Below are 12,665 nucleotides of genomic sequence, written 5' to 3'. Positions count from 1 at the left end.
CGCGCGTGGCAATCTCGGAACAGGGGCATGGCCGCCGCAGTTGGGCGTTCATGTTCCTCGACGAAATCTGGTCCGACACTTTGCTGCGCGGTTTCCTTCTGGCGATCGTGGCGCTGGTATGGGTTGTGCTGCACATCCGCGTTGTCGGCCTGCGCTCGCTATCGAAAATGACCAGCTTCGATTTCGTCATGACGGTGGCGCTGGGCTCGCTGCTGGCGGGCGCCTCGCAGGTCGAGGATTGGCGCGGGTTTGCACAGCCGCTCACCGCCATGACCGGGCTCTTCTTCATCCAGTGGCTTGCCGCGCGTATCCGCAAGGATTCGGATCTGTTCGAAAAGATTTTCCAGAACAAGCCGGTCATACTGATGCGTGACGGGGTGATCGACCGCGAGGCGCTGGATCGCACGCGCGTGGCCGAGAGCGACCTTTTCGCCAAGCTGCGCGAGGCCAACGTCCTGTCGCTTACCGAGGTGAGGGCATTAGTGCTGGAAACGACCGGCGATGTTTCCGTGCTGCATGGCGAGCGACTGGATGACCGGTTGCTGCACGGTGTGGCGACTGATCCAGAGGAACGCCCCCGGCCCGATTGACAGCTGCGGCTTTCGCCTCTTGGCAGCGCGCCGGCCATCGCCTAGCCATCGACCATGCACAAAAGCCTACTTGCGCTCACCGCGCTCTCGCTCGCCATTCCCGCCACCGCCGATGCGCAGCGTTACGACAGCCGTTACGGCATGGAGCCGGGCGCGCACGACGAGATCGCCTGGGACTTTCTCGAAGGCATCACCACAGAAATAGGCCCGCGCCTTGCCGGCACGCCGGACGAGGCGAGGGGCCGTGCCTGGGCGATGGAGTGGCTGCGTGCGCACGGCTTCGTCAACGTGGTGGACGAGCCCTTTCCCATGCCCGGCTGGCTGCGCGGCGAACAGCGCGCGCGCATCGTGGGTGAAAGCGCCCAGCCGCTGGTTCTGACCGCCCTTGGCTACAGCGGCGCAACGCCCGCCGCCGGCATTACCGCCGAGGTCGTGCATTTCGCCACCATCGAGGATCTGCGCGCCGCGCCAGCAGGGAGCCTGGCGGGAAAGATCGCCTATGTCGGCCATTCCATGCGTGCCACGCAGGACGGCTCGCACTACGGCTATTTCGGCTCGCCCCGGCGGCAGGGTCCGGCCATTGCCGCCAGCAAGGGTGCGGCGGGCATGCTGATCCGCTCCATCGGCAGCGACAACGACCGGCTCCCGCACACCGGCTCCACCACCTTTCCCGCCGGCACCGCGGCCATTCCCGCCGCCGCGCTGAGCAATCCGGACGCTGATCAGCTCGAACGCCTGCTGCGCCGTGCCGAGGCTGGCGGAGAGCCCGTGCGAATCGAGCTCGTCCTTACCCCGCGCCAGCTAGGCGAGGTGACGAGCGGCAACGTGACCGGCGAGATCACCGGACGCGACCCGTCGCTGCCGCCGGTCTTGCTCGCCTGCCACCTGGACAGCTGGGACGAGGGAACGGGCGCCATCGACGATGCCAGCGGCTGCGCCATCGCCGCCGCCACCGCGCTGCGCGTGGCGGAGCAGGGCCAGCCGCTGCGCACGATTCGCGTGCTGTTTGCCGGTGCCGAGGAAAACGGCCTGTGGGGTTCCGCCGCCTATTCCGCCGCGCACCGGGACGAACCGATGGCCGTGGGTATCGAGAGCGATTTTGGCGCCGGGCGCATCTGGCGCATGGAAACCAATTTTACCGAGGGCAATCCGGACCTGTGGGCGCGCCTTGCCCGCGCGGTATCGGGTTACGGCGTTCTGCCGGCGGCAAACCTCGTCGCCAGCGGCGGGGCCGATCTCAACATCATGCGGGATCAGCGCGGGGCCATCGTCGACCTGCAGCAGGACGGCCTGCGGTATTTCGACCTGCACCACACGGCCAACGACACCCTCGACAAGGTCGATCCGGCGGACCTGGCGCAAAACGTGGCGGTGTGGACCGCGGTGACGGCGGTGCTGGCCAACGAAGCCGGGCCGATCATGGGCAATGCCGCTGCCGCTGACTGACATCGCTTGATGCGAACCCGCTCGGGCGATAGGGCCGGGCGGGCTGGGGGCCTGTAGCTCAGCGGTTAGAGCTGGCCGCTCATAACGGCTAGGTCGCGGGTTCGAATCCTGCCGGGCCCACCAGCGCCTTTTCTCACGCGACGCGATTCGTCAGGTGGGGGCAGTCCGCAGCAACCCGCCGCTCATCGTCCCACCGCGCCATGTAGAATGCCTGCCCGGCGGCAAGTTGTGCGCAGGCGACGCTGGTTCCGTCAGCGTAGACCACCGCCAGCGTGCGCCCGTACCGATCGCGCCCCAGCCGCACAATGGTGAGCGCGGCTCCCGCCATCAGCTGCTCCATGGCGCGGGTCGAGGCAGCGCCATCGCCCGGCACGCACTGGCGTCCCTGACGGCAGGCGCGGGTTTCGGGCGCATCGATGCCGGTGATGCGGATTCTTTTGTCGCCGCAGCGGATCGTATCGCCATCGGTGACAGAGCAGGGCGCGGCGAGCGCCACGGCGAGGCTGATTGCGGACATGAGCATCGCCCACGGCTAGGCCGCCCCGCAGCAGCGTGCGCGCTGCGCTGGCTCGGCAGCGGAGGCTTAGCGGCGCGCCGCAGCAGGTGTTCCTGCGTAGTCTACCGAAGAGCCTTTCGCGAATGCAGCTTGCACCGCAATGGCGCAGTCCGTAGGGGCGGGTCCACGTGTCGGGGAGTAGCGCAGCCTGGTAGCGCATCTGGTTTGGGACCAGAGGGTCGCAGGTTCGAATCCTGTCTCCCCGACCAATTACCTTTGGCCCGCAAGGGCCGCAACATGGCCTGTTCGGCAAGTCTGTCGGTTCGAGGGGCCGACCACCGGTTGACTTGCCAGAACCCCCCGCCTAAGGGGGCGGCGCCCTTGGCGGGCACCTCTTTGCCCATGCCATTTCCCATTACGGAGGATCAGGCGTGAGCGACGAGAAACCCGCTCGGGAACCCATCGGTGAGGATGCGCGGATCGACGCGCTCGAAGCGCGGCTTGCTGCCGCACGCGAGCGGGAAGAGCAGCGCAACCGGCCGCAGGTGCAAGGCGTTGATGCTGGCGGCAAGGCTGCCAGCCGGGCGCTGACGGATCTGCTCGGTGGGCTTCTTGGCGGTGCGATCGTCGGATGGACCATTGGCTGGTTCTTCGGCGTCAATCCGTGGGGTCTGCTGGGCGGTCTGGGTGTCGGCATCGTGGTCGCCTTCTGGAACATCATTCGCAATTCTTCGCGCCCCCCGGCATCGGGTGGCGACACACAGGACGGGTAAGGACGAACAGTCGTGGCAGCTGCCGAAACCGCCAAGGTCGATCCCATGCACCAGTTCACCGTGGAGCCGCTTTTCGGCACCGACGGTCTGGCCATCGGCGGCTATAACATCGCCTTCACCAACTCCGCGCTGTGGATGCTGATCACGGCGGTCGTGCTGTTCGTGTTCATGCTGGGCGGCATGCGCCAGCAGATCGTCCCGGGCCGCTGGCAGATGACGGTGGAAAGCTTCACCGGCTTCATCGACGACATGCTGGATGCCAACATCGGCAAGAACGGGCGCAAGTACCTGCCCTATATCTTCAGCCTGTTCATGTTCATCCTGTTCGCGAACATCCTTGGCCTGATGCCGCTGGGCGTGGTGGGCGTGCACCCGTTCACCTTTACCAGCCATTTCACCATCACCGGCATTCTGGCCATTCTCAGCTTCGCCATCGTGCTGATCGTCGGTTTCTGGAAGCACGGGCTGCATTTCTTCAGCCTGTTCGTGCCTGCCGGCACGCCATTGCCAATGGTCTTCGTGATCGCGCCGATCGAGTTCATCTCGTTTCTGTTCCGCCCCTTCAGCCTCGGCCTGCGACTGTTCGTCGCCATGATGGCCGGCCACGTCCTGCTGGAAGTGCTGTCCAGCTTCGTGATCGACGGGTGGAACGCGGGTGCCGGGTTCGGCGTGCTCGTGGGCATTCCCAGCTTTCTGCTGATGGTCGCCATCTGCGCGCTGGAAATCCTCGTCGCCGGTATCCAGGCCTACGTCTTTGCGCTGCTCTCGTCGCTCTACATCAACGATGCCGAGAACCTGCACTAAGTTCACCGTTACATTCGCTTAAGAATACACTCGAAAGGAAATTCACATGGATCTCGAAGCTGCAAAGATGATCGGTGCCGGCCTGGCCGCTATCGGTGCCGGCATGGCCGCGCTCGGCGTGGGCAACGTGTTCGGCTCGTTCCTCGATGGCGCGCTGCGCAATCCGGGTGCTGCCGATGGCCAGCAGGGCCGCCTGTTCATCGGCTTTGCCGCTGCCGAGCTTCTCGGCCTGCTGGCATTCGTCGTCGCGATGATCATTCTCTTCGTCTGATCATTGCCATACCGGCCGGGCCAGCGCGCCCGGCCGTTCGTCTCGACCTGACTTGTTGCCGATAGGCGGAATCCGTCCATGCCCCAGATAGATCAAATGTTCGAAATCTGGTCCAGCCAGCTGTTCTGGCTGGTCGTGATCTTCGGGCTCGTGTTCTTTGTCGTGGGCAAGGGCATGGTGCCCAAGGTCACCTCCACGGTGGACGCCCGCGATCGCCAGATCGCCAGCGATCTTGCCGCGGCGCAGGCAGCCCGCGATGCGGCCGACGAGCAGGAAGAGGCATGGCGCACCCGCGAAAATGCCAACCGCGAGAGCGCGCAGGCCATCGTGGGTGAAGCAAAGGCCAGGGCCCAGGCGTCGACGGAGGCCCGTCTCGCGACCGTCCAGACCGGTATTGATACCCGCCTGGAAGAGGCCGAGGCGCGCATCGCCGCCAGCCGCGACGCCGCCGCCGCCGAGATCGAGACCGTTGCCGTGGAAGCGGCGCAGGACATCGTCCGGCAGTTTGCCCGCGTGACGGTCAGCGATGCCGACGCGCGAACCGCCGTGCAGGAGGTCATGACCCGTGGTTAGCACCGAATCCATGCCCGAAGTCTTCGCCACCAGCGAGGCGCAGATCGAGGTAGCCGACGCCCACGGCGGCGCCGGCCAGCACGCCGCGCCCGAGCTTTTGGGCCTTGCGCCTTACCAGTGGGTCAGCATTGCCATGCTGGTGCTGCTGCTGATCGCATTTCTCGGCGCGAAGGTGCATCGCACCATCGCCGGCGGGCTTGATGCCAAGATCAAGGCGATCCGCGATAATCTTGACGAGGCCAGGCAGCTTCGCGCCGAGGCCGAGGCCTTGCGGCAGGAATATGCGAACAAGATCGCCGGCGCCGAAAAGGATGCCGAGGCGATGATCGACAACGCCCGCCGCGAGGCGGAAGGCATCGTCACCAAGGCCGAGGCCGACACTGCCGCGATGGTGGCGCGGCGCGAGCGTATGGCCGAGGACCGGATCGGTGCTGCCGAGCGCACCGCCGTGGCCGAATTGCGCGCGCGTGCGGCCGATGCGTCGACCAGGGCCGCGGCCCGCCTGATTGCAAGCAAGCACGATGCCGCCGCCGATCGCGTGCTGGCGGACGAGGTTATCGGCCAGCTTTGAACTTTTTGTGCGGGGGTCCGGAAAACCTTCCGGATCGGTGCGTTAACCTCCTGACAATTCAGGAGACCGCGTCATGCCCGCCGACACAAAAGTTACAGCCATTGCCATCAATTGCTCGCTCAAGGCGAGCAAGGGAAACGAGGACAGCTCGACCGATGCGATGATCGCGGTGCTTGGCAAGGCGTTCGGCGAACACGACGTCGAAATCGCGGAGACCATCCGCATTGCTGATTACGACGTAAAGCCCGGCGTCACTTCCGACGAAGGCGAGGGCGACGATTGGCCAGCCTTGCGCGAGAAGATCCTCGCCCATGACATCCTGATCTTCGGCGGACCCATCTGGATGGGCCAGATCGGCTCCATCGCCAAGCGCGTGCTGGAGCGGATGGACGCCTTTCTGTCCGAAACCGACGATGCGGGCCGGATGCCAAGCTACGGCAAGGTCGCCGTGGCGGCGATTGTCGGCAATGAGGACGGCGCGCACTGGTCGAGTTCGCAGCTGTTCCAGAGCCTCAACGATACCGGCTGGACGATCCCCGCCGTCGCCGCCTGTTACTGGGTGGGCGAGGCCATGGGATCAAAGGACTTCAAGGATCTCGAAAGCACTCCGAAAAAGGTGACCGAGACCGCTGGCATGGTGGCCGGCAACGCGGCCCACCTCACGAAGCTGCTCAAGGCCGATCCCTATCCCGGCAGCGGCGACTGAAGCGCCTCGGCCAGCAGTTCAATCACGACCGGCGATTTCAGCGACTGGTATGTCGCCTTGTCACCCCCCGACCGCTGGAGCGCAGCGCGCTTCGCGGCGGCGTAGCGGGCGCGAGAAGTCTCGCTTCGGCGCAGCAGGTCGCGGAAAGCGAGATGGTGGCGAACATGTCGGTCGCCCTGGGCGAAAGCATGCAGGTGGACGTCGAGCGCCTCTCCCGTGCGCCGTACGAAGTAGCGCCTGCCCGGGATGCCGTATTCGCCGCGCGCCACGTATCCCAATGCGGTCACCGCCGTATCATTCAGCGCGCCGATGGCAGGCACCACCAGTAGGATATCGATCACTGGTTTTGCGATCAGGCCGGGCACAGCGGTACTGCCGATATGGTGAAGCTCGCACGGGCCGGGTGCAAGAGCGCGCTCGATCGCGTCCCGCTCGCGGCTGAAAGCTGCGGCCCATCCCGAACAGTGCTCTTTCAGCACTGGTGCCACATTCAGAACGCATCCTTGGCTGCCCTCAGCGCAGCGAGTGTCTCGTGCGGTGCGTCACCGCCCCAGTGCGCCGCCATTTCAGGATCGTCGGCGCGCAGGAAGGGGTTGGTGGCAAGCTCGCGGGCGAGCGGGAAGGGCACGGTCCACTCACCGCGCTCGCGCTTGTCCTCGATCTCGCGGGCATAGATCACCAAAGCGTCGTTCCCCTGGTCGGCGTGCAGCGCGAAGCGGGCATTGGCGAGGCTGTATTCGTGCGCGCAGTAGATCGTGGTCTCTGCGGGCAGGGACTTGAGCCGGGCGAGGCTGGCCCAGAACTGTTGCGGGGTGCCTTCGAACATCCGCCCACACCCCAGCGCGAACAGGCTGTCACCAACGAACGCCAGGCCGTCTACCGGCAGGTGGTAGGCGATGTGGCCCTTCGTATGTCCGCCCACGTCCATCACTTGTGCCTCGTGCTTGCCGAGCATCACCATGTCGCCGCTCGCCACGATCCGATCGACGGGGGCGATGCGTTCCACCTCTGCCGGGGCGACGACCGTGGCACCGGTCGCCGCCACGATGGCCGCGTTGCCGCCGGTGTGATCGGGATGCCAGTGGGTGTTCCAGATCGCGGTGATACGCCATTGCCTGGCCTGGGCCTGGCGCAGGTATTCCTCGCCGTCCGGCGTATCGATTGCCGCCGTCTCTCCGCTGTCCGGATCGTGCAGCAGGAAGCCGTAGTTGTCGGTGAGGCAGGGGAATTGGTGAATTTCGAGCATGCGGCCATCCTAGGCGCGCCCGCCGAAACAGGAAAGGCCCGCCCGCTCGGGTGAGCGGACGGGCCTTTCCATTAGCCTTGCGAATGTTCGCGCGGCTTACTTCTTGTCGGCGTCCTTGTCGGCACCGCCCTTGAGCGCGGCACCAAGGATGTCGCCGAGCGAGGCACCCGAATCGGCCGAGCCGAACTGCGCCACGGCTTCCTTCTCCTCGGCGATCTGATGCGCCTTGATGGAGAAGTTGGGCTTCTTCGAACGGTCGAAGCCGGTGACCATGGCATCGATCTTCTGGCCCGTCTGGAAGCGATCAGGACGCTGCTCGTCGCGGTCGCGGCCGAGGTCCGAACGCTTGATGAAGCCGGTCGCGCCGTCGTCGCCGACCTGCACTTCCAGGCCGCCATCGCGCACTTCGAGCACGGTCACGGTGACCACCTCGCCGCGGCGGAGCGAACCCGCTGCACCCGCTTCCGAAGGCGCACCCTTCTCGAGCTGCTTCATGCCGAGGCTGATGCGCTCCTTGTCGATGTCGACGTCTAGCACCACGGCCTCGACCTCTTCACCCTTGCGGTGCAGTGCCAGCGCGTCCTCACCCGAGATGCCCCAGGCGATGTCGGACATGTGAACCATGCCGTCCACGTCGCCCGGAAGGCCGATGAACAGGCCGAACTCGGTCGCGTTCTTGACTTCGCCGGTGACGGTCGAGCCGACCGGGTGGGCATCGGCGAACTCTTCCCACGGGTTGCGGTGGGCCTGCTTGAGGCCCAGGCTGATGCGACGCTTCTCGGCGTCCACTTCCAGCACCATGACTTCGACTTCCTGCGAGGTCGAAACGATCTTGCCGGGGTGCACGTTCTTCTTGGTCCAGCTCATTTCGGAGACGTGGACAAGACCTTCGATGCCCGCTTCCAGCTCCACGAAGGCGCCGTATTCGGTGATGTTGGTGACGGTGCCCGAAACCTTGGCGCCGACCGGGTACTTCGCACCCACGCCATCCCACGGATCGCTTTCCAGCTGCTTCATGCCGAGGCTGATGCGCTGGGTATCCTGGTTGATGCGGATGATCTGCACGGTCACGGTCTGACCGATCTCGATCACCTCGCTGGGGTGGTTGACGCGCTTGTAGCTCATGTCGGTGACGTGCAGCAGGCCGTCAATGCCGCCCAGGTCCACGAAGGCGCCATAGTCGGTGATGTTCTTGACCACGCCATCGGTGACCTGACCTTCGGCCAGGCCTTCGATCAGCTCGCTGCGCTGCTCTGCACGGGTTTCCTCGAGGACGGCGCGGCGCGACACGACGATGTTGCCGCGGCGACGATCCATCTTCAGGATCTGGAAGGGCTGCGGCATGTCCATCAGCGGAGTGACGTCGCGCACGGGGCGGATGTCGACCTGGCTGCCGGGCAGGAAGGCCACGGCGCCGTCGAGGTCGACGGTGAAGCCACCCTTCACGCGGCCGAAGATGCGGCCTTCGACGCGCTTGCCTTCGCCAAATTCGCTTTCCAGCTTGTCCCAGGCGGCTTCGCGGCGGGCGCGGTCGCGGCTGAGCATGGCTTCGCCCTCGGCGTTCTCGACACGGTCGACGAAGACTTCGACTTCATCGCCCACGGACAGGCCGTGGCTGCCGTCTTCCTCGCCACGCTCGAACTCGCGCAGGGAAATGCGGCCTTCGCTCTTGAGGCCGACGTCGACGAGCGCCATGCCGTTCTCGATGGCGGTGACGGTGCCCTTGACGACGCGGCCTTCAAAGCCGCCGTCGGCGCCGCCCAACTGTTCGTCGAGCATCGCGGCGAAATCGTCGCGGGTGGGGTTGGCAGTGGATGCCATGTTGGTTTCCTTCACATTTGCTACCGGCCACGGGTTTTACCCGGGTCTTGGGCCCGTCTCTCGCACGATTGCGAGGCCAGCGGGGCAAGAGGCCGACTGCCGCGCGGGGCCGGATGCCACCATGCGGGTTCCTCGTATCGGACGATGCAAGAGAACGGCCGCGCGCCTAGGCGAAAGAGGGGCGAAAGGCAAGGGATTTGCGCCCGCTCAGGCTTCGCCGATCACCGTCCACGCATCGGGATAAATGTGGAGATCGGCGCTATCGAGGCCCTTGATCCACTGGCGCGGGCAATAGACCTGCGCGCCGCGCTGCATGGCGAACCATCCGGCCCACCACGAATAGGAGCTGTTGGCGATGACGAGCGCGGCGCAGCGCGACATACGCACGAGATCCGCCCAGGGGCTTTCGCCCGCAATCGGCTCCATGAACTGTGCGCCGGCGAACAGGTCCTGCTCGCGGCACCACGGGATATCATCGGAAAAGACCACCAGCGGCGCGTGGGGCAGGGCCTTGCGCGCGGCGGCGAGGGCTTCGCGGTAGTAAGCGAGCGGGTCGGTCAGGACATAACCTGGGTTCGCGAGGTAATCTCCACGCCGCACGTGAACGTTTATTGCGTTCTCGGGGGAGCGCGGTTCAATCTTCGAGAAGGCTTCGTCTATCTGCGTGTCGGCGAATATTCGATCTTCATTTCCGGCGAAATACTTGGGCGACTGGAAGCAACCAACCAAATATGCGCCGTCTTGGAGCGATTGATAATCTTCGAAATATCCCAGCCTTGGCTCGACGTAATGGCGCCTTCTCTCTCGCTTCAGCCAGCGATAGGCACGCAGGGGAAGCCCGTGTGCCTTAAAAAGCCCCGGACGCAGTTGCTTGACCTTTTCAGGAATGCCAATTTCTCCAAGGCGGAACATCTTGTCCGCCTCGGTGACGGCCTGAAAGTGGCGGGCATCGATGACCAGTTCGGTGCCTAGGTTGAAAGCCAGCGACTTGCCAGCGGCATACTGGAACAGCTGGTTGCCCAAGCCGCTGTTACAGATAGATGTGATAGCCATATTCTGATTACTGACCTTCGGAATGCTGCGCCGGATAATGCAATCAACGCGTAATCATGAGCCGACTAGATTCCTCGGGACGACGTGTCTAGGTTTCTACCAGTGACAAACCTGGTTGAAGCACTCGCCAGCTACGGCGAATACCACCGCGATCATCGCAACGTGGCGACCCACGCCCTGGGCATCCCGCTCATCGTATTGGCGGTGGAGGTGCTGCTTTCGCGGCCCACGTGGGACCTGGGCGGCTGGGTGGCGACCCCGGCCATGGTGGGCAGCGTGCTCGCGGCGCTGTGGTATCTGCGGCTGGACCTTAAGGTGGGCCTGCTGATGGCGGTGCTGCTGGCGCTGCTGTGCTCTGCGGGCCACTGGATCGCGCAGGTCTCGACCGTGGTATGGTTGGCGGGCGGGATCGGGCTGTTCGTGGCGGGCTGGACGTTGCAGTTCCTGGGTCACCATTACGAAGGCCGCAAGCCCGCCTTTCTCGATGACATCAAAAGCCTGCTGGTCGGCCCGCTGTTCGTGGTGTGCGAAGGATTGTTCGCGATGGGGCTCCTCGGCGACCTGCGGCGGCAGGTCCACGCAGGCTAGCCGCGGGCTGGTACGCCCGTAGCCGCGTTCACTGCGGCGACAGCCTCCGCGATGGCTTGTTCGATCGTCATCCCGGTCGTGTCGAGCACACAGGCGCCCTCGGCAACTTTCAGGGGGGCATCGGCGCGGTTCTGGTCACGTTCGTCGCGCGCGGTCAGATCGTCCAGGATGTCCCGCAGGTCTGCCTGGCGACCGCTGTCGCGCATTTCGCGAAACCGCCGCTCGGCGCGGGCAGCAAGGCTGGCGGTGACGAACAGCTTGGCCTCGGCCTCGGGCGCAATGACGGTGCCGATGTCGCGCCCATCGAGCACGGCGCCGCCCGGCTGCGTGGCAAACGCGCGCTGGCGTTCGAACAGCGCGGCGCGCACTTGCGGATGGCGCGAAACACGGCTGGCAAGGCCGCCCACGTCCTCGCTGCGCAGCTCGGGATCGGCGAGCGTTGCGTCCGGAAAGCCGGTGCCGGCAAGTGCGCTGGCGGGATCGTCGGGATCGCCGCCCATCCGCGCCACGGTGTAGCCGACCGCGCGATAAAGCAGGCCGGTGTCGAGATGAGGCAGGCCGAAATGCGCGGCCACGGCGCGGGCCACGGTGCCCTTGCCCGACGCGGTCGGTCCATCGACGGCAATGATCATTCGCTATCCTCCCGGCTATCGATCCGCGCCATCCAGGCGCGCAGCAGCCCCTCGGTTTCCGCCGGGCGCTCTCCGGGAAAGCTGTGCGATCCGCCGGGGACCACGGCCAGTTCCGAGCCGGGTGTGAGCGTCACGAAGTCGAGCACCTGATCCAGCTGTGCCTCGTCGTACTGGCCGACCATGAACAGGGTGCGGCTGCCGTCCACGCGGGCGAGCAGCGGTGTCCCATCGTAGCCGACGAGGGTGCCGCGGGCGGCAAATTCGCTCGGCCCCCACATGACGTTGTAGAGCTCGGGGTTGAAGCCTTCGCCCGCGTACCGAACGCTGTAGGCGCGTTGCGCCTCGGTCGGCGCGGGGCGATCGGGCCGGCCGTTGTAGACCGCGTAGAAGGCATCGGTGGCCGGGCCGCAGGTTTCGGCTGGCGGCGGGCTCGCGCTTTCGCAGGCGATGATCGTGTCGCGGATTGCGTCCGGCAGCTCGCGGATCAGCAGGTTGGTGCCCATGATCCAGTGCGGCGTGGAGATGTAGGTGCCGCCCAGCACGGCGCTGGCGGTGTGCTGCGGGTAGGCGGCGGCATATTCCAGCGCCAGCGCCGCACCCCACGAATGGCCGATGACGTGCCAGCGCTCCACGCCCAGCGCCTGGCGGATCGCCTCGAGCTCTGCAACGAACCGCTCGACCCGCCAGTTGGCCGGATCGCCCGGATGGTCGGAGCGGCCCGAATCGAGCTGGTCGTAGAGAATGACCGCGCGCTCGTCCGCCAGCGCGGTCAGCCCGGCGAGGCCCAGGTGCGTGCCGCCGGGGCCGCCGTGGATGAAGATCGCGGGCGGATGGCCCTCGCTGTCGAGGTCGCCGTTCACCCGCACCCACACGCGCCCACCCTCGACCGGCACCATCAGTTCGCGGTCGGCCTCGGCCCAGGCGGCGGGGGTTTGCGGCAGATCCTGCGCCAGCACCGGGGTGGCAAACGCAAGCAGCAACGGGGACAGCACGGAAAGTAGCCTCATGGCCCGTCCTTATCGCCCCGTGGGCGGCTTGAGAACCGCAAACGCCCTGCTATCTGCATACCCGCGCAGGCCACGTCCTGCGTGCCGG

The 12,665-nt window shown here is 65.8% G+C and carries 16 protein-coding genes and 2 tRNA genes; 11 read left to right on the top strand and 7 right to left on the bottom strand.

All coding sequences use genetic code 11. The features are described 5' to 3' along the window. Positions 1 to 50 precede the first annotated feature (50 nt). The 3 genes from GRI62_RS07640 to GRI62_RS07630 all read left to right on the top strand — a co-directional run bounded on the left by GRI62_RS07640 (position 51) and on the right by GRI62_RS07630 (position 2,159). On the top strand, positions 51 to 590 hold the full coding sequence (locus tag GRI62_RS07640; RefSeq protein ID WP_131452750.1) for a DUF421 domain-containing protein: 540 nt from the start codon (positions 51 to 53) through the stop codon (positions 588 to 590). Between the two features lie 54 nt (positions 591 to 644). Beyond that, on the top strand, positions 645 to 2,036 hold the full coding sequence (locus tag GRI62_RS07635; RefSeq protein WP_131452749.1) for a M20/M25/M40 family metallo-hydrolase: 1,392 nt from the start codon (positions 645 to 647) through the stop codon (positions 2,034 to 2,036). A gap of 47 nt (positions 2,037 to 2,083) precedes the next feature. Further along, positions 2,084 to 2,159, top strand: a tRNA-Ile gene (locus GRI62_RS07630). 10 nt (positions 2,160 to 2,169) lie between these two features. Here the strand turns inward: GRI62_RS07630 and GRI62_RS07625 are convergent. Next, positions 2,170 to 2,553: a thermonuclease family protein gene (locus GRI62_RS07625; protein WP_131452748.1), complete on the bottom strand. Its 384-nt coding sequence runs from the start codon at positions 2,551 to 2,553 to the stop codon at positions 2,170 to 2,172. A gap of 171 nt (positions 2,554 to 2,724) precedes the next feature. Here GRI62_RS07625 and GRI62_RS07620 point away from each other — a divergent pair. From GRI62_RS07620 to GRI62_RS07590, 7 genes are all read left to right on the top strand, one after another. After that, positions 2,725 to 2,801: transfer RNA gene (locus GRI62_RS07620), tRNA-Pro, on the top strand. A 162-nt stretch (positions 2,802 to 2,963) separates the two neighbouring features. Further along, complete coding sequence (locus GRI62_RS07615) at positions 2,964 to 3,305, top strand: AtpZ/AtpI family protein (protein WP_131452747.1); 342 nt, start codon at positions 2,964 to 2,966, stop codon at positions 3,303 to 3,305. Positions 3,306 to 3,317: 12 nt separating this feature from the next. Continuing rightward, positions 3,318 to 4,109 carry a F0F1 ATP synthase subunit A gene (locus tag GRI62_RS07610; RefSeq protein ID WP_267904462.1) on the top strand — a complete coding sequence of 264 codons (792 nt, stop codon included), beginning with the start codon at positions 3,318 to 3,320 and terminating at the stop codon, positions 4,107 to 4,109. A gap of 46 nt (positions 4,110 to 4,155) precedes the next feature. Further along, complete coding sequence (locus GRI62_RS07605) at positions 4,156 to 4,380, top strand: F0F1 ATP synthase subunit C (protein ID WP_131452746.1); 225 nt, start codon at positions 4,156 to 4,158, stop codon at positions 4,378 to 4,380. Between the two features lie 78 nt (positions 4,381 to 4,458). Then, positions 4,459 to 4,953: a F0F1 ATP synthase subunit B family protein gene (locus tag GRI62_RS07600; RefSeq protein WP_131452745.1), complete on the top strand. Its 495-nt coding sequence runs from the start codon at positions 4,459 to 4,461 to the stop codon at positions 4,951 to 4,953. Then, positions 4,946 to 5,524, top strand: coding sequence for a F0F1 ATP synthase subunit B family protein (locus GRI62_RS07595; RefSeq protein ID WP_234032737.1), 579 nt, complete (start codon positions 4,946 to 4,948; stop codon positions 5,522 to 5,524). Before GRI62_RS07600 ends, GRI62_RS07595 begins: the two co-directional genes overlap by 8 nt. Positions 5,525 to 5,597: 73 nt before the next feature. After that, complete coding sequence (locus tag GRI62_RS07590) at positions 5,598 to 6,230, top strand: flavodoxin family protein (protein WP_131452744.1); 633 nt, start codon at positions 5,598 to 5,600, stop codon at positions 6,228 to 6,230. On the opposite strand, the gene GRI62_RS07585 is transcribed toward GRI62_RS07590, so the two are convergent. The 4 genes from GRI62_RS07585 to GRI62_RS07570 form a co-directional block, all read right to left on the bottom strand. After that, positions 6,209 to 6,709: a GrpB family protein gene (locus tag GRI62_RS07585; RefSeq protein ID WP_234032843.1), complete on the bottom strand. Its 501-nt coding sequence runs from the start codon at positions 6,707 to 6,709 to the stop codon at positions 6,209 to 6,211. The genes GRI62_RS07590 and GRI62_RS07585 overlap by 22 nt on opposite strands. A gap of 11 nt (positions 6,710 to 6,720) precedes the next feature. Next, entirely contained in the window at positions 6,721 to 7,476 is a 756-nt protein-coding gene (gloB, locus tag GRI62_RS07580) for a hydroxyacylglutathione hydrolase (RefSeq protein WP_131452742.1), read from the bottom strand. Positions 7,477 to 7,572: 96 nt separating this feature from the next. Next, positions 7,573 to 9,297: a 30S ribosomal protein S1 gene (gene rpsA, locus GRI62_RS07575; protein ID WP_131452741.1), complete on the bottom strand. Its 1,725-nt coding sequence runs from the start codon at positions 9,295 to 9,297 to the stop codon at positions 7,573 to 7,575. Positions 9,298 to 9,504: 207 nt separating this feature from the next. Then, positions 9,505 to 10,320: an alpha-1,2-fucosyltransferase gene (locus tag GRI62_RS07570; protein ID WP_160731843.1), complete on the bottom strand. Its 816-nt coding sequence runs from the start codon at positions 10,318 to 10,320 to the stop codon at positions 9,505 to 9,507. 132 nt (positions 10,321 to 10,452) lie between these two features. On the opposite strand from GRI62_RS07570, the gene GRI62_RS07565 reads away from it, so the two are divergent. Continuing rightward, positions 10,453 to 10,938 (top strand): Mpo1 family 2-hydroxy fatty acid dioxygenase, encoded by a 486-nt coding sequence (locus tag GRI62_RS07565; RefSeq protein WP_131452739.1) that lies wholly within the window; start codon positions 10,453 to 10,455, stop codon positions 10,936 to 10,938. Here GRI62_RS07565 and GRI62_RS07560 read toward each other — a convergent pair. Further along, positions 10,935 to 11,570 carry a (d)CMP kinase gene (locus GRI62_RS07560; protein ID WP_131452738.1) on the bottom strand — a complete coding sequence of 212 codons (636 nt, stop codon included), beginning with the start codon at positions 11,568 to 11,570 and terminating at the stop codon, positions 10,935 to 10,937. The genes GRI62_RS07565 and GRI62_RS07560 overlap by 4 nt on opposite strands. After that, the gene (locus GRI62_RS07555) at positions 11,567 to 12,577 is read right to left on the bottom strand and encodes a proline iminopeptidase-family hydrolase (protein WP_131452737.1); all 1,011 of its coding nucleotides are present in this window, start codon (positions 12,575 to 12,577) and stop codon (positions 11,567 to 11,569) included. The genes GRI62_RS07560 and GRI62_RS07555 overlap by 4 nt, the downstream gene beginning before the upstream one ends. Positions 12,578 to 12,665: the final 88 nt, after the last annotated feature.

This window comes from Aurantiacibacter arachoides, assembly GCF_009827335.1.
Taxonomy (GTDB): Bacteria; Pseudomonadota; Alphaproteobacteria; order Sphingomonadales; family Sphingomonadaceae; genus Alteraurantiacibacter; species Alteraurantiacibacter arachoides.
This window is presented reverse-complemented; position numbering and strand designations above follow the sequence as displayed.

Coding starts and splice junctions, on each gene's coding strand:
- GRI62_RS07590 (WP_131452744.1), top strand. CDS start 5,598: ATGCCCGCCGACACAAAAGTTACAGCCATTGCCATCAATTGCTCGCTC.
- GRI62_RS07560 (WP_131452738.1), bottom strand. CDS start 11,570: ATGATCATTGCCGTCGATGGACCGACCGCGTCGGGCAAGGGCACCGTG.
- GRI62_RS07635 (WP_131452749.1), top strand. CDS start 645: ATGCACAAAAGCCTACTTGCGCTCACCGCGCTCTCGCTCGCCATTCCC.
- rpsA (WP_131452741.1), bottom strand. CDS start 9,297: ATGGCATCCACTGCCAACCCCACCCGCGACGATTTCGCCGCGATGCTC.
- GRI62_RS07605 (WP_131452746.1), top strand. CDS start 4,156: ATGGATCTCGAAGCTGCAAAGATGATCGGTGCCGGCCTGGCCGCTATC.
- GRI62_RS07625 (WP_131452748.1), bottom strand. CDS start 2,553: ATGTCCGCAATCAGCCTCGCCGTGGCGCTCGCCGCGCCCTGCTCTGTC.
- GRI62_RS07640 (WP_131452750.1), top strand. CDS start 51: ATGTTCCTCGACGAAATCTGGTCCGACACTTTGCTGCGCGGTTTCCTT.
- gloB (WP_131452742.1), bottom strand. CDS start 7,476: ATGCTCGAAATTCACCAATTCCCCTGCCTCACCGACAACTACGGCTTC.
- GRI62_RS07555 (WP_131452737.1), bottom strand. CDS start 12,577: ATGAGGCTACTTTCCGTGCTGTCCCCGTTGCTGCTTGCGTTTGCCACC.
- GRI62_RS07600 (WP_131452745.1), top strand. CDS start 4,459: ATGCCCCAGATAGATCAAATGTTCGAAATCTGGTCCAGCCAGCTGTTC.